The sequence below is a fragment of the Thermoanaerobacterium calidifontis genome (genome assembly GCF_055381745.1).
Genome location: NZ_AP042436.1, coordinates 343221 through 365835, shown reverse-complemented (window position 1 = coordinate 365835; position 22615 = coordinate 343221). Strand labels below are relative to the sequence as shown.

The 22615-nt window shown below is 37.9% G+C and carries 22 protein-coding genes; 1 reads left to right on the top strand and 21 read right to left on the bottom strand.

What is annotated here, in order from left to right; translation table 11 throughout:
• Positions 1–12: 12 nt before the first annotated feature.
• The 12 genes from ACZ42G_RS01890 to ACZ42G_RS01835 all read right to left on the bottom strand — a co-directional run bounded on the left by ACZ42G_RS01890 (position 13) and on the right by ACZ42G_RS01835 (position 15625).
• A complete protein-coding gene (locus tag ACZ42G_RS01890; protein ID WP_085112727.1) occupies positions 13–1020 on the bottom strand; it encodes a protein arginine kinase in 1008 nt (335 codons plus the stop codon).
• A 9-nt stretch (positions 1021–1029) separates the two neighbouring features.
• Positions 1030–1557 (bottom strand): UvrB/UvrC motif-containing protein, encoded by a 528-nt coding sequence (locus tag ACZ42G_RS01885; protein ID WP_085112728.1) that lies wholly within the window; start codon positions 1555–1557, stop codon positions 1030–1032.
• A 1-nt stretch (position 1558) separates the two neighbouring features.
• Positions 1559–2032 carry a CtsR family transcriptional regulator gene (locus tag ACZ42G_RS01880; RefSeq protein ID WP_085112729.1) on the bottom strand — a complete coding sequence of 158 codons (474 nt, stop codon included), beginning with the start codon at positions 2030–2032 and terminating at the stop codon, positions 1559–1561.
• A gap of 152 nt (positions 2033–2184) precedes the next feature.
• The gene (locus ACZ42G_RS01875; RefSeq protein ID WP_274893921.1) at positions 2185–2385 is read right to left on the bottom strand and encodes a hypothetical protein; all 201 of its coding nucleotides are present in this window, start codon (positions 2383–2385) and stop codon (positions 2185–2187) included.
• 56 nt (positions 2386–2441) lie between these two features.
• Entirely contained in the window at positions 2442–3659 is a 1218-nt protein-coding gene (locus ACZ42G_RS01870) for an NAD(P)-dependent malic enzyme (protein WP_464851154.1), read from the bottom strand.
• Between the two features lie 197 nt (positions 3660–3856).
• Positions 3857–5893: an elongation factor G gene (gene fusA, locus ACZ42G_RS01865; protein WP_464851152.1), complete on the bottom strand. Its 2037-nt coding sequence runs from the start codon at positions 5891–5893 to the stop codon at positions 3857–3859.
• A 110-nt stretch (positions 5894–6003) separates the two neighbouring features.
• Entirely contained in the window at positions 6004–7731 is a 1728-nt protein-coding gene (ptsP, locus tag ACZ42G_RS01860; RefSeq protein ID WP_464851150.1) for a phosphoenolpyruvate--protein phosphotransferase, read from the bottom strand.
• 297 nt (positions 7732–8028) lie between these two features.
• Positions 8029–8190: a hypothetical protein gene (locus ACZ42G_RS01855; RefSeq protein WP_168170192.1), complete on the bottom strand. Its 162-nt coding sequence runs from the start codon at positions 8188–8190 to the stop codon at positions 8029–8031.
• Between the two features lie 68 nt (positions 8191–8258).
• On the bottom strand, positions 8259–9923 hold the full coding sequence (locus tag ACZ42G_RS01850; RefSeq protein WP_464851148.1) for a sensor domain-containing diguanylate cyclase: 1665 nt from the start codon (positions 9921–9923) through the stop codon (positions 8259–8261).
• Between the two features lie 175 nt (positions 9924–10098).
• Entirely contained in the window at positions 10099–13524 is a 3426-nt protein-coding gene (locus ACZ42G_RS01845; protein WP_014757885.1) for an adenosylcobalamin-dependent ribonucleoside-diphosphate reductase, read from the bottom strand.
• Positions 13525–13730: 206 nt separating this feature from the next.
• Positions 13731–14222: a thioredoxin family protein gene (locus ACZ42G_RS01840; RefSeq protein WP_014757884.1), complete on the bottom strand. Its 492-nt coding sequence runs from the start codon at positions 14220–14222 to the stop codon at positions 13731–13733.
• 8 nt (positions 14223–14230) lie between these two features.
• On the bottom strand, positions 14231–15625 hold the full coding sequence (locus ACZ42G_RS01835) for an aspartate aminotransferase family protein (protein ID WP_014757883.1): 1395 nt from the start codon (positions 15623–15625) through the stop codon (positions 14231–14233).
• A 103-nt stretch (positions 15626–15728) separates the two neighbouring features.
• Here ACZ42G_RS01835 and ACZ42G_RS01830 point away from each other — a divergent pair, with 103 nt between their 5' ends.
• A complete protein-coding gene (locus ACZ42G_RS01830; RefSeq protein ID WP_014757882.1) occupies positions 15729–15914 on the top strand; it encodes a hypothetical protein in 186 nt (61 codons plus the stop codon).
• A 22-nt stretch (positions 15915–15936) separates the two neighbouring features.
• Here ACZ42G_RS01830 and ACZ42G_RS01825 read toward each other — a convergent pair whose 3' ends face one another.
• From ACZ42G_RS01825 to ACZ42G_RS01785, 9 genes are all read right to left on the bottom strand, one after another.
• On the bottom strand, positions 15937–16152 hold the full coding sequence (locus ACZ42G_RS01825; RefSeq protein ID WP_014757881.1) for a DUF896 domain-containing protein: 216 nt from the start codon (positions 16150–16152) through the stop codon (positions 15937–15939).
• Between the two features lie 87 nt (positions 16153–16239).
• Positions 16240–16929, bottom strand: coding sequence for a DNA/RNA nuclease SfsA (gene sfsA / locus ACZ42G_RS01820; RefSeq protein ID WP_014757880.1), 690 nt, complete (start codon positions 16927–16929; stop codon positions 16240–16242).
• A gap of 19 nt (positions 16930–16948) precedes the next feature.
• A complete protein-coding gene (gene queD, locus ACZ42G_RS01815) occupies positions 16949–17320 on the bottom strand; it encodes a 6-carboxytetrahydropterin synthase QueD (protein WP_014757879.1) in 372 nt (123 codons plus the stop codon).
• A gap of 2 nt (positions 17321–17322) precedes the next feature.
• Positions 17323–17820: a 2-amino-4-hydroxy-6-hydroxymethyldihydropteridine diphosphokinase gene (gene folK / locus ACZ42G_RS01810; RefSeq protein WP_464852082.1), complete on the bottom strand. Its 498-nt coding sequence runs from the start codon at positions 17818–17820 to the stop codon at positions 17323–17325.
• Complete coding sequence (gene folP / locus ACZ42G_RS01805; RefSeq protein WP_014757877.1) at positions 17817–18629, bottom strand: dihydropteroate synthase; 813 nt, start codon at positions 18627–18629, stop codon at positions 17817–17819. Before folP ends, folK begins: the two co-directional genes overlap by 4 nt.
• A gap of 21 nt (positions 18630–18650) precedes the next feature.
• Positions 18651–19217, bottom strand: coding sequence for a GTP cyclohydrolase I FolE (gene folE, locus ACZ42G_RS01800; RefSeq protein WP_014757876.1), 567 nt, complete (start codon positions 19215–19217; stop codon positions 18651–18653).
• A 129-nt stretch (positions 19218–19346) separates the two neighbouring features.
• Positions 19347–20867, bottom strand: coding sequence for a lysine--tRNA ligase (gene lysS / locus ACZ42G_RS01795; RefSeq protein ID WP_464851144.1), 1521 nt, complete (start codon positions 20865–20867; stop codon positions 19347–19349).
• Between the two features lie 15 nt (positions 20868–20882).
• Entirely contained in the window at positions 20883–21356 is a 474-nt protein-coding gene (gene greA, locus ACZ42G_RS01790; RefSeq protein WP_013787093.1) for a transcription elongation factor GreA, read from the bottom strand.
• Between the two features lie 155 nt (positions 21357–21511).
• Positions 21512–22606, bottom strand: a complete 1095-nt coding sequence (locus ACZ42G_RS01785; RefSeq protein ID WP_014757873.1) for an NAD(P)H-binding protein — start codon at positions 22604–22606, stop codon at positions 21512–21514.
• Positions 22607–22615: the final 9 nt, after the last annotated feature.

The following is a 22615-nucleotide window of genomic DNA, read 5'->3' as shown; positions in this document are numbered from 1 at the left end:
CCTCCTAAATTTTTATCCTTTAATCAATTTTGATACATACTCAGCTCTCTTAATATCCCTTTCATATGGCTCTAATTGTTTCCCTATTATTTTTTGTAGGTTCCCAGGCTGAATATGTGTTGTTATCTCATCTATCTTTTGAATGTCCAAATTTACAATGTTTAAAACAGCACCTAATCTAACGTCTGAAATAAGTTTCATGAATTCTTGAGTAGACATTACCTTTGCATTTGTCAAAAGACCGTATGATCTGCCTATTCTGTCTTCTATCTGCACTTTTCTCTTCTTGTAAAGATCCTCTCTTGATTTTCTTTCATTGGATATAATCTGCTTTACAATGCCTTCAAGGTTTTCTATTATGTCTACCTCACTTTGGCCTAATGTGACTTGATTTGATATCTGGTAAATATCGCCTAATGATTGAGTCCCCTCACCATACATGCCTCTTACTGCTATTCCAATTTTAGATACAGAATTTAGAACATTGCCTATCTGTCCGGTTATAGTAAGAGCCGGCAGATGTACCATAACAGACGCTCTTATACCTGTTCCCACATTCGTAGGACATGCTGTAAGATAACCTAACTTTTCGTCAAAAGCATAGCTTATGTTTTCCTCAATCAAATCATCAATCTTGTCTGCCAGATCCCAAGCTTCTTTTAAATTAAGCCCATTAAATATGGTCTGAATCCTTAAGTGATCCTCCTCGTTTATAAGTATGCTTACAGTTCCGTCGTTTTTTATAAGGGCACTGCCGTTTTTAGTGTTTTGCGCAAGATCAGGGCTTATCAAGTGCCTTTCAACAAGGGATTGCCTCTCAAGAGGAGTTATTTTTTTCATGTCGTACTCTGAAAACTGCGTTGAAAGTATTGTTTTACTGTCAAATATGGCCTTTTTTACCGATTCTTTGACTTTTTCTGCCTCACTTTCCGTCATGACAGGCGGAAATGGAATATTGCTTAAATTTCTGGCAAGTCTAATTCTGCTGGAAATCACAACATCATTGTCATGGTCAAACATCAGCATCACCTACTTTCCATACTTTTTCTCCAATTCTCTGATTTTATCTCTCAATTTTGCAGCTTCCTCAAATGCTTCCTCTTTTACTGCCTTATCAAGTTTCGCTTTAAGCTCCTCTATTTCTCTCTTTGCCCTTAATGCTCCGCCTGTCTTTCTTGGAATCTTGCCTCTATGTCCAGTGCTTCCGTGAATTCTCCTTATAAGCGGGTTTAATTCATCTGAAAAAGAATCATAGCATCTACTGCATCCAAGCCTGCCTGTTTCTTTAAATCTGTCGTATGTCATGCCGCAATTGCTGCACTTTAATTGCTCCTCTATATAAGTATTTCCTGTATTTGGAAGAAAATTCATCAATCCTGCCAACAAATCCTGCACAGAAAATGGTGTAAAATTCACAAACGGTGAAAATGTCTCGCTGTTTAAAAGTCCTTCCTGTTGAGCGCATTGCTCACACAAATTCATTTCTGTCTTGACGCCGTTTATTATTTGAGTATAATGGACTGTCGCTGGTCTTTCTTTGCATTTATCGCACAACATTTTAATCACTCCTTTTTATCAAATTATTTGAAAGTTCTGCTAACATCACTTTTAAAAGTATCGCCCTCAAAATAGGCTTTTCGTACTGTGCAACAGGTAAAATCTTATCGTTAAGCACAGATTTCATCAATGCAGCTTCCCTTTCAGTTATCAGATCATGTTCTAATAAAGTGTCGATGTAAAGCCTGCCTTTGCTTTCTGTTATGTTGTCACCTATATCTGAAATCAATTTTGACATCCAATCTTTGGAAACAGGCCTTTTGATTATTTTAATGTATCCGCCACCACCACGCCTGCTTTCAATGATGTATCCATTTGATAAGTTAAATCTCGTCTCAAGTACATAGTTTATCTGTGATGGGGCGCAATTGAAAATATTAGCCAGTTCATTTCTCTTTATCTCAATATATTCTTCATCAGCTTCTTCTATCAAGCTTTTTATAAAGTCCTCTATTAAATCGCTTAGCCTCGCCATCCCATCACCTCTTTCTTACTTTGACTTTCTTTGACCTTCACTTACTATTTTATTCCTCTTTTCTATACAGTCAACAACCATTTAATTTATATTTTTCCATTTAAGCATTATTTAAAGCAGATTAAACGTATATTTCAAATATTTATTAACTTTTACTCATCATAACTTTTATTTTCGCTAAAATAAAAATCACAATCACTGTAAAAGTCATTGTACTCATCTATGAACTCATGGCCTTTTCTCTTAATATTAGATTTTCCATATATGCTTAACATCTTTACAATGTCATCATCTATGTTTATAAAATCATTATTGCCATAATAAATATTAGAAAGTCTGTGATGTAGCGGCATAAAAAAACCTCCTTTTTTAATTTATATTTATTTTTTTCAAAGGAGGTCAATTCATACTATAAAATTTTATTCAATTTTGACTCTATCTTTTCTATATCTACATCGAAACCGGCCACATTTGTATCTATAGCTGCTTTTGCAACATTCAATGCAACCGCCTTAGCTACTCTTTTATCAAATGCTTTTGGTATTATGTAATCTTCATTTAATTCATCATCAGAAACCAATCCAGCAATTGCGTATGCTGCCTCAATCTTCATTTCCTCATTTATCTCAGTTGCTCTAACATCAAGGGCACCTCTAAATATGCCTGGAAAAGCCAGCACATTGTTTATCTGATTTGGAAAATCAGATCTTCCAGTCCCGACTACCAGTGCTCCGCCTTCTCTCGCCTCATCAGGATATATTTCGGGGATTGGATTTGCCAATGCAAATACAATCGAATTTTTGTTCATGGATTTTACCATGTCTTTTGAAAGCACATTAGGAGCCGATACACCTATAAAAACATCGGCACCAATCAAGGCATCAGCTAACGTTCCCTTTATCTTATCTTTATTCGTGATCTTAGCAATTGATATTTTTGATACATCTGTATCATTTCTTCCATCATAAACGATGCCTTTTCTATCACATAACACAACATCTCCAGCTCCAGCATTGATAAGTAACTTGGCTATCGCAATGCCTGCCGCACCAGCACCATTTATAACCACTTTAATGTCTTTCAAACTCTTACCGGCAATTTTTAAAGCATTTATCAATCCAGCAAAAACCACAACGGCAGTCCCATGTTGATCGTCGTGGAAAACAGGTATATTCAAAGCTTCTTTCAATCTTTCTTCAATCTCAAAGCATCTTGGAGCAGATATGTCTTCAAGATTTATGCCTCCAAAAGTAGGAGCTATGTTTATGACTGTCTCAACGATTTTATCAACATCTTTTGTAGCAATACAAATCGGAAATGCATCAATTCCTCCAAATTCCTTAAATAATACCGCCTTTCCTTCCATTACAGGCATCCCGGCTATAGCACCAATATCGCCAAGCCCCAAAACCGCACTGCCATCAGTGACAACTGCTACAAAGTTGCCTTTGTTTGTGTATTCATAAGCAACATCAGGATTTTTTTGTATCTCTTTGCACGGCTCTGCGACACCTGGTGTATAAGCAAGTGACAAATCTTTTGAATCATTGACTGGCACTTTACTTAAAATGCTGATTTTCCCCCTGTTTTCCTTATGTAATTTTAATGCTTCTTCTCTTAAATCCATTGTTACCCTCCTTAAAGTATACAGTATATTAAGAATATTATATATCATAATCTTGCAAATATCTATTACTTTAGTTTGATAAATCATTAAAAAGCCAATCGCATGTCATTTAGAACCTGTGATTTCGTTTTTATCTTATAAAAAAGGCTGATGCACTATGACATATACAGTCGGTTGTGCAACAGCCCCTTTTGAAATTATTCTTGAGATTTTTTTCTTGCCTCTATTACTTTTTCTGCAACAGCAGGTGGCGCCTCTTCATACCTTGCAAACGACATTTTGAATTCTCCTCTTGCCTGTGTCAATGATCTTAAATCTGTAGCGTACTTAGCCATTTCAGCTTGAGGAACTTCCGCAGTCACCACCTCCATGTCTCCTTTTGACTCCATCCCTAATATGCGCCCTCTCCTTTTGTTTAGGTCTCCAATCACATCACCCATATACTCTTCAGGCACTGTTACTTCTACGTGCATTATAGGCTCTAACAAAACAGGATTTGCCTCTTCCATGCCTTTCTTAAAAGCTATAGATGCAGCAACTTTAAACGCCATCTCAGATGAATCTACAGGGTGAAAAGAGCCATCCAAAAGCGTTGCTTTTATATTCACAACAGGGTACTTAGCAAGCACGCCTTCTTTTATGCATTCCCTAAGTCCTTTCTCAACCGCAGGAATGTATTGCTTTGGCACCGCTCCACCAAATATCTTGTCTTCAAATTTGAACTCTCCTTCTTTGTACGGTTCAAATTCTATCCATACATGGCCGTATTGCCCATGTCCTCCAGTTTGCTTTTTGTGCTTACCTTCCACTTTCGATTTGCCTTTTATCGTCTCTCTGTAAGGTATTATAGGCTCTGTAAGAACACACTCTACTCCAAATTTGCTTTGAAGTTTCTTGGATATGACTTCTATATGCTGCTCCCCCATGCCGTATACTATGACTTGCCCTGTTTCAACATTTTTCTCGACTTTAAACGTCTGATCTTCTTCCTGAAGTCTCTGAAGTCCATTGCTTATCTTGTCTTCGTCGCCTTTTGCCTTAGGCTCTATAGCCAAAGCCAATGTAGGCTCAGGGAATACAATGGGTCCATATTCTACTTGTTTTGCTTGATCACAAAGTGTATCGCCTGTCATTGTAAATTGCAATTTTGAACATGCTCCTATATCACCAGCAACCAATTTTGAAACGGGTATTTGCTTTTTTCCTCTTAATACATACAACTGTCCAATCTTTTCATTTGCCTTCTTTGTACCGTTATACACAGTGGAGTCAGAAGACACAGTGCCAGAAACAACTCTAAATATAGACAATTTCCCTACAAAAGGATCCGCTATCGTCTTAAATACAAAAGCTGAATAAGGTTTATCTTCATCTGCCTCAGCCTTAAATTTGTTGGCCTCAATAGGCGATGGCAAAACATCTGTCATAATATTTAACAATGCATCTATACCGATATTTTTTAAGCTTGACCCACAAACTACAGGAAAAATGTCCCTACTTTTCACACCTTCCTTTAAACCTTTAAGCAATTCGTCTTTAGAAAGCTCTTCTCCCGCAAAGAATTTCTCCATCAAGGCTTCATCATTTTCAGCAATATCTTCTATAAGCTCCTCTCTATATTGCGATACACTTTCTTCCATCTCAGCAGGAATGTCTGATTCTTGAACTCCCTTCTGGGTGTAAACGTATGCTTTATTCGTAATAAGGTCTACATATCCAGTAAAACTGTGTTCACTGCCAATAGGCAATGTCATAGGCACAACTTTATTGCCAAACTTATTTCTCAACTGATCAAGAGTCTTATAAAAGTCTGCATTTTCTCTATCCATCTTGTTTATAAACACCACAGTAGGAAGCTTTTCAGCCTCTAACATGTAAAATGACTTTTCAGTGCCAACCTCAACCCCTGATGCAGCACAAACGACCAGCACAGCGCTGTCGGCAGCCTTCAATCCGCTGATTACTTCGCCAAAAAAATCAAAGTAGCCAGGTGTATCAAGCACGTTTATTTTGCAGTCTTTCCACTCAATCGGAATTACAGATGTGGATATAGAGATTTGCCTTGAAATTTCCTCAGGATCGTAATCAGATACAGTTGTTCCATCTTCTACGCGCCCAATCCTATCTATGGCCTTTGCATTATACAGTAGTGCTTCTGCAAGCGTAGTTTTTCCAGCTCCGCCATGCGAAACTAATCCAACATTTCTTATTTGTTGCGTTTTATAATCTTTCATATATATCCCCCTATCTTATTGCTTTAATATTATTATTCTATATTGATTTTAAATTTCCTCTTAAATTAAAAAATTTTTTATAAAAAACCTCCGGTATGCCCGGAGGTTTTTTATTCGCCAATTATTTCATATAAAATTTTTCTTGCTGCTTCTTCTATCTCATCAGGTGTTGACATGTTTAATACCATTTCCGTAAACTCTTTAGCCTTTTCATAAGTTACATTTCTTATGATATTCTTTATATTGGGTATCGAACTCGCACTCATTGAAAATTCATCTAAGCCTAATCCCAAAAGGATAACTGTTGTAAGCGGATCACCAGCCATTTCACCGCACATAGCTGTAAATATACCTTCTTTGTGTGATGCATCTATGACATTCTTAATAAGCCTCAATATTGCGGGATTAAACGGCTTATAGTAATCTTTTATCCTTTCATTCATCCTATCGACAGCAAGCGTGTATTGGCACAAATCGTTAGTGCCGATGCTAAAGAAGTCTACTTCCTTTGCGAGAAGATCCGCAGTCACCGCAGCAGATGGTATTTCTACCATTATGCCAACTTTTATGTTTTTATCGTATTTTATGCCCTTTCGATCCAGTTCTTCTTTGACTTCGTTTAAAATCTCATTCGCCTTTCTTACTTCAACTACCGAAGAAATCATCGGATACATTATCAATATGTTTCCATATGCACTGGCTCTAAGCAAAGCTCTAAGCTGTGTTTTAAACATCTCTTTTTCGTCAAGGCAAAGCCTTATGGCTCTGTAACCCAAAAATGGATTCATCTCGTCTGGCATATTTAGATATGGTAGCTTCTTATCACCGCCAATATCTAATGTCCTTATGGTGACTGGTTTGCCATTCATCTTCTCTGCTACGTATTTATATGCTTCAAATTGTTCTTCTTCTGTAGGAAAGTCATTCCTATTCATGTACAAAAACTCTGTTCTAAAGAGCCCTATCCCCTCAGCGCCGTTTTTCAAAGCACCTTCTACGTCATTGGGCGTGCCGATATTTGCCGCCAACATCGATTGCCTTCCATCTTTGGTTACTGCAGGCAAGTCTTTTAATTCTTTCAGCTTTTCAACTCGAATCTTATATTTATCCCGCTTTTCCTCATATTCCTTAAGGACGTCTTCAGTGGGATTTACAATTACGACTCCTTCATTTCCATCTACAATGGCGATATCGCCATCAGAAACTTGTTTAGTGACATTCCCTGTTCCTACTACTGCTGGAATTTCTAATGACCGAGCCATAATAGCAGTGTGGGAAGTCCTGCCGCCTACATCTGTAGCAAATCCTAAGACTTTTTCTTTTCTCATTGTAGCCGTATCAGATGGTGTTAAATCTTTGGCAATTATTATCACATCTTCATCAAGCTCTGACAAATTTACATCCACTATGCCGTGTATATTATTTATTATCCTATGTCCAACATCCCTTAAGTCAACCGCTCTTTCTTTTAAATACTTGTCGTCAAGGGATTCCATCACGGATGCATGCTGCTCAATGACGTGGTTCACCGCATTGTCAGCCGTAACATAATCAATTTTTATCATATTTACAACAGAATCATAAAGCTCCGGGTCGTTTGCCAGCATAAGATGTGCTTCAAAAATCTCAGCCTTGTCTTTTCCAAACTCCCTTTCCGTCTTTTCCTTGATCTTTTCCAATTGAGCTTTCGTTAATTCGATTGCATTTTCAAATTTTGCTATTTCATCTTTTACCATTGATTCATCGATAGTTTGGGTATTGATTTCAGCAAACTTCTTCTCATACAAAAAAACCTTGCCTATTGCAATACCCGGTGATGCCGCAACGCCTTTTAACATCTTTTTTCCTCCTCATTTGACTTTAATAGATATTATAGCATAATAGTAGTACAATTTTAAGTGTTTATAATATTTTGCCAACAGTTATTAACTGGCAAACAATAAAAATAGTGTATCATTTATAGACTGTTTTTTCAAACATGTTTCACTTATCCCACCTTCACAATTTATCATATCATAAAAATCAAATTAATTGAAGCTTGCTGTGAAAATAAATCAAAACATGACAAAAGTGAGGAGGTTAACCTCCTCACTTTTGCTTCATCCACTTTTTTAAATGCCGGTGTGAACCGGCGTTTATTGATCTTTGTTGCCATCAGCAACATTTTGATCAGTTTGATTGTAAGCATCATTAATAGATTTTTCTGCTTCGTCGTTTAATGTAATGACTTGCTGTGTAAACTCGTTTGAAACTTTTTCTCTGTACTTGCTGTCAAATATATACCTAAATATCTCCATTTTGAATTCCTCCTTGAAAGATCACTTATATATATTGTATCCACTCAAAATGAAGATATTATGAAGATTTATATTTCATACACAGCGACTCTGTCTCTGCCTTTTGTCTTACAGCCAGCGTAAAGAGCCCTATCGGCATGGCTTATGAGTTTCTCCGCAGACTCCGCTTTATTTGGAAAATCAGCGACGCCAGCGCTGACAGTTATATTTATATCACCTGCATCAGTCTTTATCGGTTTAGACGATACTTCATACCTTATCCTTTCAGCGATCACACACGCCTGTTCCGCTGTCAAGTTCGGAAGTATAACAGAAAACTCCTCCCCACCGTATCTTGCAACGATATCATTGTTTCTCACACAGCTTTTTATCCTTGAAGCAATCTCCCTAAGCACAGTATCTCCCACCATGTGCCCGTATGTATCGTTAATCTGTTTAAACCTATCTACATCCAGCATTATGAGGCTTACAGGCGTCTTTTCAATAGATGATTTTGCTATGCTGTCATGCAATATCTGATCAAAAAATCTCCTGTTATAAGTTTTTGTAAGAGGATCAGTAATAGACCTTTTACTTATTTCAAAATATCTCTTTGCGTTCATTATGGCTATCGAAGATTGCTCTGATAATGCCTCCATTATCTTTAAAGAGTCTTCATCGAATGCGTTGATTTCATTTTGAAATGCAGATATACACCCTATTATGCCTTCCGCTCCTTTTATAGGAACTACAATTGCAGAATCGTAATAATTAGATATATTTTTGTCTAAGTAGCGCTTATCTGCTTTTAAATTGCCTATTATTACAGATTTCCCTTCACTTACAACTTTGCCTATAATCCCTTCATTGTTCATGTATACATCCTTAAAAGCACCTATTGATTCTTCCCTGCACTTAGTCTTTTCATTTATCAAAAAGCCATTGTCATCCTTCAAATAAATAGCTATCCCCGATACGGTTACTACTTTTTCCGTCTCATACAATATTGCTTCTAAAGTTTTGTCTAAATCCAACTTCGAATTGATTATTTTCACCATTTCATATAAAGCATTTAGCCTCTGGTTGGCCTTGTAAAGATCCCTAAAAGCCTTTATGAAAAACGACAGCAAAATCAAAGGTATGACGTGGTATATAAAAATAACAGTGCCAAATTTCATATACATATTAGCTAAAAATATACCTACAGGTACCATTACAAAATAAGAAACCAACTCTAAAACTGAGCTTTCCGTCCAGTATTTCTTAAATAGAATCTTTCCTTGCGCTTTCAACGCATAGTACAAGATAAAGTAATTTATTACAAAACTTGTAAGCACGTAAATCACCACATATATAAGCTGTCCAACTGAAAATCGTCCGATTTTTCCACCTAAAATCTCATAAAGATGCCCTGCTACTATGTATGTTATGGAAAACATTGCTCCATTTAAAAATCCATTTTTTACTTTTTTTCTGAAAAATATTGTCTCAATCATGGTAGATGCAGTAGCCAAAAGAGCAGACGACTCCGCACCATATATCAAGAAAGATGCTATCGTGATTACAGGGCTTATAGAAAGCTTTATGTCGGTGTACTTTATGCCCAAATTGTCAAGAGTAACCATGGCTATCAGGAGTATAGCAAACAGCTTCATATCGATTTTAATGCCGTATTTAAAGCATGTGTAGATAAGAAGCGAAAACCCCACCGCAATTAACACGAAATCAAACAATGTTTCCCTTTTTTTTAACATTTTTAACCCCTCTTAATCTAATTAATGTGTTATTCGACACAAATTAAAAAAATCCTTCATTGTTAATAAACAAAATTTTATACACAAATGAAATTATATCACATCTAAAATTCACAATTTGTCGTTTTTTGAGAGAATAAAAAATCTCCCCGTTTTAGGGAGATCTTTTTAAAACTTAACCGCATTTTGAGTAGCCACAGTTTTTGCACACAACACATCCGCCTTCATGTTCTATTTCACTGCCACATTCTGGACAAAAGCGTTCTTCTTGTGTGTCATAAGTATATGCCGCCTGTAAAACCGCATCATCGTTTTTATGGCTGCTTCCATTTATAGGCACGTCAATTGGTGCGAAGCTTTCATCTTCTTCAACTTTTAATTTCATGACTTTCTCAATGACTTTAGCAATGGCATCTGGACACGAAAGAACTTTAATTTCCTTATTGTTTGCCATTTGCCTTAATGTAGAATGGCACCTTATACCTTTTAGCTGTTCTACTATTGACTTTGCATCAAGACCTGATCTTAAAGCTATGGATATAAGTCTACTGGTAGCCTCTGACTGAGATGGGCAGCCTCCGGCTCGTCCTAAGTTAGTGAACACCTCGCAAATACCTTCGTCATCGTAATTGACGGTAATGTACAAGTTGCCGCAACCTATTCTCACTTTTTCAGTTATGCCTTTCGTCACAGAAGGCCTTGGCCTTGGGACGATTTGATTGCGACTTTCTTTCTTGTCTTCTTTCACACTTTCTTTTTCAGCTTTCTTTATCCCCAAATTCAGCACTTGTGAATCACGGCTTCCATCGCGATAGATGGTAACGCCTTTAAGCCCTAATTTATAAGCCAGCTCGTAAACTTCTCTTACGTCGTCTACCGTCGCATCATGTCTGAAGTTCACCGTCTTTGAAACCGCATTGTCAACGTGCTTTTGAAAAGCCGCTTGCATCCTTATATGCCATACAGGATCTATGTCGTGAGCTGTTACAAAAACTCTTTTAACATCATCCGGTATGCCATCAATGCCTTTTAAAGTGCCTTGTTGCGCTATCTTCCTCATCAATTCTTCTGAATAAAATCCTCTTTTCAAAGCTACTTCCTTAAATATAGGGTTGACTTCCACAAGCTGGGTATTATCCATCACATTTCTTGTCATGGCTATTGCAAAAAGCGGCTCAATTCCACTTGACGTTCCTGCGATAATGGATATTGTACCGGTTGGTGCTATAGTTGTAGTCGTTGCATTTCTCAATCTCATGTTTTTTTCTTTGTATATGCTTTTATCGTAGTATTTAAAAACGCCTCTCTTTTCTGCAAGTTCCATCGATGCCGCTTTAGATTCTTCATCGATGAATTTCATCAATTTATCGGCAAATTCCACAGCTTCTTCAGAATTGTAAGGTATATTCAGCATAAGAAGCATGTCAGCAAAGCCCATAACTCCTAAGCCTATTTTCCTTGTGCCTTTCGTCATTTCGTCTATCTGTGGCAGTGGATATTTATTCGCATCGATCACATTGTCAAGAAAATGCACAGCATCATGAACAGTGTCTCTCAATTTATCGTAATCTACTTCGTACTTTCCATCTTTCTCCTTAAGCATATTTTTTAGGTTTATAGAGCCTAAATTGCAGGATTCATATGGCAAAAGTGGTTGCTCACCACAATTATGTATAATTATTCCATTTGCATCAAATGCATTGATTCCAGGCACTTGTACATCATAAACATCTTCAAATCCATCTTCTCTAATATCCGAAACTCTTGCCACAAAGCGTTCCTTTCGAGCACCATTTTTATACGATGATAAAACAACTTTCAACTTGTCCATTTTTTTGTCATCTTTAAACCCTATACGCTTTGCATATATTACCATATTATCGCCGCTAATACACAACTCATGTTGTGGCTTTATTTTATATTCCTTTAGACCACCTTTGCCATCAGGCATTAGCTTTATACTATATTTTCTTCTGTTTGTATATATTTTGCTTGCAATGCCCAACCGCAACAGCATTCTTTGAACCGCTTTTAAAAGTGCTAAATTGCTTTGCGAAAGTCTTATGCTCGCTCCTTTTTCAGGACTACCTTGCACAGAAGCATCACAATCAAAAAGCCCTCTAATAAAGCCTATGTAAGCATTCGACGACATTTTTTCCAACTGGGGAGTTACCGTTTTAAATCCATTGCGCATCCCCATTTTAAATGCCAAATCTCTTAATGATGCCAACTTTAACCTGTACTCATTTCTACCTTTTATTTCTATCCATCCTGCAAAATCTCTGCGATGTGGCAAATTCATTGCACAATCCAAAGCATATTGCATGACACTATTTATACCACAATCATCAACATCTCCTCCTACAGCTTTTCCTGCTTTCCAGACAGAAATAATAGCAGTGTCTTTCTTTAGGACTCCATCCCCCACCAATAGTCCTAACAAATATCCATCTTGTTCATTCAATTCACCTGACCATCCTATTAAATTCCTGTGATTGTTAAGAAGAATATTATCTCCAGGTTTTAAATCTTTTGCAGAGACCCATTCGGTCTTAATCTCATTTAAACTGTCATCTACAACTTTTAAGACTTTATGGTCATCAGTCAATCTGATATAATACCCTTCAACAGTTTCAAGCACGACGATGTGCTTATGCCCTGTTTTAAAGAATCCCTCATTTGTCGTTTTATAAATCCTACCGTCTATCACAGCATCAAAAGATCTTCCAATTAAATCGCTAACCTGTCTTGGCCCTTCTGTAGTCATCACCCACGTATCCCCTGTGACACATGGGTTAGTTGATTCAATTTCGCCTACAAGAGGCGTCGGATTCTTTTCGTTTATGCGATCCAAAAATACGATTCCGGGTTCTCCGTTTTTCCAAGCCATTTCCACGATAAGCTTAAATACTTCCCTGGCATTTAGACTTTTCACGACTTTATTGGTATGCGGATCTATTAAGTCATAATCCTGTCCCTTTTCAACTGCTTCCATAAAATCTTCTGTTATCCCAACGCTTATGTTAAAATTGGTGATTTCATTGTTGTCTTGTTTACATTGAATGAACTCAAGGATATCTGGATGATCTATCCGCAATATACCCATATTTGCCCCACGGCGTGTGCCACCCTGTTTTACCGCTTCAGTAGCAGAATTAAACACCTTCATAAAGCTTACAGGGCCAGACGCCACACCACCTGTCGATCTCACTGTAGCTCCCTTCGGCCTAAGTCTTGAAAAGCTAAACCCTGTGCCACCACCACTTTTGTGAATTATGGCTGCATACTTCACTGCGTCAAATATCTCTTCCATGGAATCCCCCACGGGAAGCACAAAACACGCTGAAAGTTGCCCTAATGGCCTTCCTGCATTCATAAGCGTAGGAGAATTAGGCAAAAAGTCAAAGCTCGTCATCATCTCATAAAACCTTTTTTTGACTGCTTCTGTGTCTGCGTTTATATCGTACTCTTTGTCTACATCTGAAATCGCCTTCGCAACTCTCTCAAAAAGCTCCTCAACAGTCTCAATGACACGTCCATTCTCATCTTTTGCCAGATACCTTCTCTCAAGAACCTTCTTAGAGTTTTCAGTCAAATTCATTTAAAACCTCTCCTCATTATGTAATTAACTACAATATTTTGTGTATTGATAAAGTTAATTATACATCTTATTGTGTATCAAGACAAATCCTCTCTCATTTAATTTTTATATCTATTTGCCACGATTTTTCTTCATATCTTAGATTTCTAAATCTTTATATCGTCATTTGCAAATTTTATTTGATACGCCATAAAAATATCCCGTCATCATGAACGGGATATTTTTTCTAAAAGCTCATCTATAATCTCTTTGTCGTATGCTCCATTTACATAACCACTTCTAAAGCTATTGTCGCCTTTTGCCACAAGTTCCTTTATCGCTTTAGGCCTCTCTATCCAAATGTCCAATACATTAAAATCATGGTTGAGAAATACGAATGTAGGTATCCTTGCTTCTTTCTCTTTGCATAACGCCATCATTTCTTCTTCGTGCCCTTTTCTTTTTAGTATGTGAAAGTCGATTTCCAATATATCACATATCTTAGCCATTATAGGCACACTTACTTGACAGTCAGGACACCAGCTTTCAGCGAAAGCCAAAACACTTGAAACCCTGCTGCTATTTTTAATATTCTTTATGCTTTCATCTATAGTTACAGTTTCAAATCTATTTTTGAAGATTTCTGGGTTCTTGTTGTCTTCGCTTTTAATAAATTCATTAAAACTTATACCGCTATCAAACAATTTCTTAATATCCATAAAATCACCTATCTATTAAAAAATGAACCCAAAACGGTCTTTGCACTCGATAATGTCATCCCCAATAGACTACCACTTCTGGTCATTATCTCATCTAAAGCATCTACAACTCTATCAATCTGCTCTTTAGTAACAATAAGTGGCGGTTCAAACCTTATAACATTTGGATTGTTAAGAGTATAGGCAGTTATGATACGATGTTTGTTTTGAAGTTCTCCTGCCACCAATGATCCTAAGTATTCGTTGGATAATTTTGATACGGCTCCTCCAGACAATTTGTCTAAAAGCCCGCCTTCTGGCTGGTTAAATTCCACACCTATCATAAGACCTTTGCCTCTTACATCTTTTATCAATTTATGCTTATCTTTTAGCTCCTTTAGCCTTTTTAAGAAGTATTCGCCTTTTTCTTTCGCTGCCTCAGGAAGGTTTTTATCCAAAATAAGTTTTATGGCTGTAATGCCAGCAGCACATGCTAACGTATTGCCACCAAACGTAGATGTATGCAAAAGACATCTATCAGTAGTGCCATATCCTTTTTTCCAGATCTCATCCTTTGCTATATACGCACCTATAGGCATCACACCGCCTCCCAGCGATTTAGCCAAGCACATTATGTCAGGCACCACTTCTTCGTGCTCACAGGCAAACATTTTTCCAGTCCTGCCAAACCCAGTCTGTACTTCATCAAATATCAAATACGCATCGTATTTCTCAGTAAGCTCTCTTACTTCTCTTAAATATCCATCCGGTGGTACTATGACACCACCTTCACCTTGTATAGGCTCTACAATAAATGCAGCAACATCTTTTCCTTTCAAAGCATCTTCTAATGCATTAGAATCCCCATATTCCACCTGCACTGTATCGGGAAGGAGAGGCATAAAGTACTTTTGGTATTTTTCCCGTCCTGTGACAGAAAGAGCTCCTGCAGATTTTCCATGAAATGAATTTTTGCAGTAGACTATTTTATGCTTGCCTGAGGCAATTTTAGCAAGTTTCAGTGCACCTTCCACTGCTTCAGCGCCGCTGTTGCAGAAAAAGCTTTTCTTTAAATCGCCAGGCGTAACCATCGCCAAATCGTATGCCAATGCCCCAGGAAAATCATTTACTGCAGCTTGAAGTATATTGGGAAAATCTCTGACTTTCTCTATCGCTTCATAAATTTCATCTGGATTGTGGCCTAAATTTAATGCGCCATAACCGCCCAAGAAATCCAAATACTCGTTTCCATCGCTGTCCCATACAGATACGCCTTTTGCTTTCACAAAAAGCTTATCAAACTGCAGCATAGAAAGCATAGAGACAAAATTAGCATTTACGTACTCCTTGTAATTTTCCCGTACTTGGCTTCTGTTCAGTCTAAGCGCATCATCACACGTTATGTATCTTTGATCCTCTTTCATAAAAAACATCCTTTCTTTAAATTTAAAATGATACCATCAGTATAAATTTGTTTTATTAATGAAAAATATAATTAAACACCAAAAATCACTGGAGGTGTTTTTGATGTCAATCAGAAAGAGCCACTGGACCAACATCAAGGGAAACCGAGTGGAATTCGCTGCTGACATCTACAAGTGGGAGACAAGGCATTTTAAGCGAGAAGCAAAATCGCAAAAAGCCCAATACAGAGCCCACAATCATGGCATAAGCAAAGATGTAAAAAGGCCTATGCACGACAAAGTCACATGAGGGAGATACATCTCTCCCTCTTTTAATGGTGATGGTGATGATGGCAGCAATCGTCGTGACAATCATCCTCATCTGCAAATTTTATGCTGTCAAGCTGCTGCTTTACCCTCTCTCTTATCTCCTTTACGTACTCCATCCTTAACTTTGACTGCTCTATCTTCTCTTCATCTGTTAGACCTTCATTTTTTGATTTATGGTACAGATAATTTATCCTGTCTATCATCTCTTTTGTAATCATATATTCACCTCAATCACTAATTAATAATTATATTATATGACTTTTAGCAAAAAAACAAAAGACGAGTAACCTCGCCCTCTAACATGGTTAAATTTTAATTTCGACTTCACCTTTAATGTCAATAAAGTTTTCTTTAACTTCGCAACAATATGCGTAGGCTTCAACACCGGATTCAATAGCATCTTTTAAAGCAGAGGCAAATTTAATATCTGTCTTTACATTTGGCGTAAAATAAAGCACGTCATCCATCTGCACGAGAAAAACGACAGCGGCTCTCATGCCTTCTTCTTTAACGCTTTTAAGCTCTACCATGTGTTTTGTTCCTCTCTCAGTTGGTGCATCCGGAAACATTACAACGCCATTTTCCTCAAGGGTGACCCCTTTAACTTCTATGAAAAAAACCTCATCTTTTTTAGAAAGCTTAAGATCAAATTTGCTGTTTTTATACGTCTTCTCTTTTTCAATAACATCATATCCTGCAAATTCATCCAATTTGCCCTGCACAATGTTATCCATCACTACTTTGTTGGGAATCTGTGAATCAATAGATATAAGCCTTTTCCCTTTATAGACGAATTCCAACTCGTAAGGAGTTTTTCTTCCCATTCCTTCCCGCTTTTCAAGGACAACAGTTGCGCCCGGCACAAATAATTCTTTGCACCTGCCTGTATTAGGTACATGAACAGTTATAATTTGGCCGTCTACCTCTACACGAGCTAAAAATCTGTTTATTCTCTCCAAAAATCTCCCTTTTACAATGGGATTTTCTATAAACATCTGACACAACCTTCCACAGTTACTTTGTAAAGTCCTGTATGGTTACTTCGGCGAAACTCGTAGGGGTTTCCCACAGCCTTATGCTGAAAAGATGAAATCTATCACTTTTTAAAAGAGGGTCTAATTTTTCCCACATCCACATTGCTATATTTTCACACGTTGTGTTAAAACCTAAGACATCATTTAAGTACGCATGATCCAATTTTTTTACCACTTCACTATCAACGATAGCTTTAAGCTGAGCAAAATCTATGACCATTCCTTCATCGTCTATACCGCCTTCCACCGTTACCTCCAGCTTATACGTGTGCCCATGAAGATTTTCACACTTTCCATTGTACTTAGTCAAATTGTGAGCACTGTCAAATGTAAATGACTTTGTCACCTTCATATCTACACCACCTTGTACCAATCTCTCTTTAATAGTTTGACGTCTTCTTTATCCGGCAGCATCTCTATTAGGCAAGACAATTTCTCCCCATCTTTCGTCATATAAGGTGCAATATCATTAAGTGGAATCAACACAAAAGCTCTTTCCCACATGCGCTCATGGGGTATTTTTAAATCGTCATCATCTACAACCAAATCGCCGTACAGAAGAATGTCTATGTCAATCGTCCTTGGACCCCATCTTACAGTTCTCTCTCTTTTAAGCTCTTTTTCCACACTATTCACAACTTTTAACAGTTCATGCGGTTTAAGTTCCGTTTTTACCTTTGCTACAGCATTTAAAAATTTGCCTTGATCCTTATAACCTACAGGCTCTGTCTCGTAGATGGGCGACACCTTTTCTATGATGACAGAATTTTCTGAAAGCCTTATAAGGGCATTTCTCAAGTATTCCTCCCTATCACCGATGTTAGAGCCAATTGATAAAAAGACATCTGTCATCTTATCATCGCATCCGTCATCCTGGCTACTCGCCACATTTCTTTCACGTCGTGCACTCTGACGATGTCAGCACCCTTTACTATTCCAACCGCAACTGTGGCAGCAGTACCCTCCATTCTTTCATTTACGTCAAGGTTTAAGACACGCCCTATCATTGATTTTCTTGATGTACCAAGCAATATAGGAAGTCCCAATATTTTAAGTTCATCAAGCCTTTTCATCAATGTCAGATTGTGCTCTAAAGTCTTCCCAAAACCTATTCCTGGATCGATCATTATGTTCTCCTTTTTTATGCCTGCTTTTAAAGCAATATCAATGCTTTTCTCAAAGAAACTTATAACCTCCTGTAAAAGGTCATGGTATTCTGCCACTTCCTTATTGTGCATTATCACCACGCCAGCGCCATAATCAGCAACGACTTTTGCCATATCAGGATCTCTTTGCAAACCCCAGATGTCGTTTATGATGTGAGCTCCATTTTTAAGGCACTCGTAAGCCACTTTTGACTTCATTGTATCAATTGAAATTATGGTGTCTACTTCACACAACTTCTTGACTATATCATTTATCCTGGAAAGTTCTTCTTCTGCCGTCACAGGCTCGTATCCAGGCCTTGAAGATTCGCCGCCTACGTCTATTATATCAGCTCCGTCTTCCATCATCTTTAAAGCTCTCTCCATGCCCTTCTCCAAAGTATTGTATTTCCCACCATCGGAGAAAGAATCAGGCGTCATATTCAATATGCCCATTATGTACGTTCTCTTGCCAATTTCCAACTCTTTATCTCTTAATTTTAACATATAAGCCATAATATCACCCTTTCCTTGTGATCATCGCTTTCCATTTATCAAAAGCATGACTTCTTCTCTTGCCCTCTGATCTGTCTTAAATAGCCCCCTAAGCGCAGACGTTACAGTCTTGGCGCCAGGTTTTTTTATGCCCCGCATCGTCATGCAAAGGTGCTCTGCCTCTACTACGACTGCAACTCCTAAAGGGTTTGCAGCTTTTACAATCGTATCAGCGATCTCGCTGGTAAGCCTCTCCTGCAGTTGAGGCTTTTTGGCCAAAATATCGACGATTCTGGCAAGCTTGGAAAGTCCCAGAATTGTGCCTTTTCTCGGAAGGTACGCCACATGTGCAACACCCATAAATGGCAGCAAATGATGTTCACACATGGAGTACATTGGAATATCTTTTACTATAACTATTTCTTGATGCTCGTCTTCTTTAAATGTCTTTATGACATCCATCACATTTTCATGAAGACCTGAAAAAATTTCTTCGTACATCCTGGCAACCCTATCGGGCGTTTCTAAAAGTCCTTCTCTTTTAGGGTCTTCACCTATGGCTTCAAGAATGTCGTACACCGCTTTTTTTATCTTCTCTTTATCTATCATCGCCATGCTCCTTAAAAGAACTTATTTTTATATCAATATAACATTTTTTAGGCTGACGCACAAGTATTGCAGCAATTTGACGATTAAAAATAAAAAACGGCTCTCATGAACCGTTTTTCGCTTTTAAAATTATTCGCCATCGTCCTTTGTTTCATCCTGATCTGTCTTTGGCTTCATTGTAGGGAACAATATGACATCCCTTATAGAATACGCATCAGTCATAAACATGATAAGCCTATCAATTCCAATGCCTAATCCACCTGTAGGAGGCATGCCAACTTCCAAGGCATTTATGAAGTCATCGTCCATCATGTGTGCCTCATCATTTCCAGCTTCCCTCTGCTTAAGCTGCTCTATAAATCTCTCCTTTTGATCGATTGGATCATTTAGCTCTGAAAATGCGTTTGCAATTTCTCTGCCGTATATAAAGGCCTCAAATCTTGATGTAAGGGCAGGATTATCGTGTTTTCTCTTAGCCAATGGAGATATTTCAACAGGGTAATCAATTATAAATGTAGGCTGAATTAGATGGCTTTCACAAAGCTCATCAAACATCAGTGCTATAACATCACCCTTTTTCATGCCATCTTTAACTTCAAGATGATGCCTTTTTGCAATTTCTATCGCTTCTTCATCTGAGGATACCTTGTCAAAGTCGATATCCAAAAATTCTTTTATGGCATCTATCATAGTAAGCCTTCTCCAAGGAGGTGTCAGATCTATCTCAGTACCTTGGTATATTATCTTTTTGCTGCCATTTACCTTTTCAGCCACATAAGCAAACAGATTCTCAGTTATGTCCATCATGCCATGATAATCGGTATATGCCTCATACAATTCCAAAAGGGTAAACTCTGGATTGTGCCTTATGTCCATGCCTTCATTTCTAAACACTCTGCCCATCTCGTACACTTTTTCCAGTCCGCCTACGATAAGCCTCTTTAAGTGAAGTTCCAAAGCGATCCTCAAGTACATATCGATATCGAGGGCATTGTGGTGTGTAATAAACGGCCTTGCTGCCGCCCCGCCTGCTATTGTATGAAGTATAGGTGTCTCTACTTCGATAAAACCTCTATTATCCAAAAATTCCCTAATAGCTTTTATGATTGCAGTTCTTTTGATAAAAGTTTCCTTTACGCTTGGATTTATTATGAGATCCACATACCTTTGCCTGTACCTTAAATCAGGATCTTTAAGCCCATGCCATTTATCTGGGAGTATTTGCAATGACTTGGAAAGAAGCTTGAAATCCTGAACCCTTATAGTCACTTCACCTGTCTTTGACTTAAACACTTCACCTGTAACACCTATGATATCGCCGATGTCAAGTATCTTAAATATTTCGTAATTCTTTTCACCCAAAACATCCATCTTGAAGTAAAGCTGTATTCTTCCATCTCTATCCTGTATGTCAGCAAAAGAAGCCTTCCCATGTCCTCTTTTGGACATTATGCGGCCAGCGATAGTGACTGTCTTGCCTTCAAATTTGTCATAATCATTTTTGATGTCAGACGTCATATTAGTCCTTTCAAACTTGTCAATGCCATAAGGCTCAATGCCTAAGCTTCTAAGCTCGTCCAACTTGCTCCTTCTAATTTTTAGAAGCTCATTTAAGTTTTCGTTGTTATTTACTTCATTTGTATTCGCCATAATACTCCTCCAGATTTATTTGTGTATTTCTAAAACTTTGAGTTTTATAATGCCTGCTGGCACTTCCACACTTATTGTATCACCTACTTTTTTGCCTAAAAGCGCCTTCCCTATAGGTGATTCATCAGATATTTTGTTGTTCATAGGATCTGCTTCAGTCGATCCTACTATCGTGTACTCAGCTTCTTCTTTAAAATCCTCATCGTAGACTTTTACAGTACAGCCTACACTTACTTTGTCGATGGTGATATCCTCTTCATCGATGACTTGGGCATTTCTAAGCATGGCTTCTATTGTAGCTATCCTTCCCTCAATAAATGCCTGCTCGTTTTTTGCCTCATCGTATTCAGAGTTTTCGCTTAAGTCACCAAAAGCGCGGGCTTGTTTGATTTTTTCAGCCACTTCAGGTCTTTTTACAGACTTAAGATAGTCTAACTCCTCTTCTAATTTTTTTAAGCCATCGTAAGTTAAAATCACTTGCTTACCCATATTGCCAATCTCCTTTATAACAATATTGTATTTTATTCTATGTTTAAGCCATATCAATTATGATAATATTAATACACAAGCACTGCTTTATGCAGTGCTTGTGTCTATATTTTCATGTGGAATATTATAAAACAGTTTACAAATAAAGTCAAGTACTATACAGCACTAAATCTATTTTCTTTTAATCTCCTTGCTGCGTTCTTTCTCACATTTTCTATAGTTTCCTCTGATACAGCTCTTTCAAAGCTCCTAAATCCTCCAAGCTTAAAGCCGTGTTTTTTCGCTAACTTGGCTATCGTATCAACTTGCTCCACCGTCAAGTCTCGGCCTAAAGAGAAATTTTCTATCATACCTTCCATTGCAAGTATCATGGTCTCTGCCATACATGCATAACTCGTCTTTGGAGGGAATCCAAAATTGAAGTGAAAGTCCACATCCCCAGGCACTTCCACGACACCGCCTTCTATAACCAATACGTCATCCCTTGCATCAGCGACTTCCTTCGATACGTCCCTTGGCCTTGCCACATCGCATACGACAGCACCCGGCTTTAGGTATTCAGGCTTTATAACGGTGTCTACAGCGCTTGTGACAGTCACAACTATGTCTGCAGTCTTCAGTGCGTCTTTTACGTCAGATGTGACTCTTGCAGCCATGCCTGTCTTTTCTAATAGGTATTTGCTGAAGTCCTCTAATTTTTGCTTGTTTCTTGCCACCAATGTCATGTACTTGGCTTCTCTGGAAAGTATCTCAGCGCACACTTTTCCTATGGAACCTGTAGCGCCTATTACTACAACCTCTGAATCCCTTATATCCTTTCCCATAAGCTCAGCAGCTTTTTTTGTGCCTTCTATGGCAGTAGCGATTGTATAGCTGTTGCCTGTAGTTACAGCAATATTGAGATTTTTTGCCACTGTAATCCCTGCATCTCCAACTACAGACGTCAAAGCACCTAATCCTACGATTTCAGCTCCCAAATTTTCTGCTATCTTGCCAGCTTTAATAATTTTTTTCATGACGTAATCTTCCGGAAGGCTCATCATCTGATTAGAGATAAGCGGCACTGCTACAAAATAGCCTTCCGTTTCAGCATACTTGCTTTTTACACCTGTTATCTCCGATACTTTAAGAGGCGGCAGCATTTTTGTAAATCCCTCTACAACGCTGCGGGGCAATTTATTCATAATCTTAAACTTTCTGCTGACATCTTCGTATTCAATTGGATGTATGATAAAAGCGAACTTGTGCATGTTAAATCA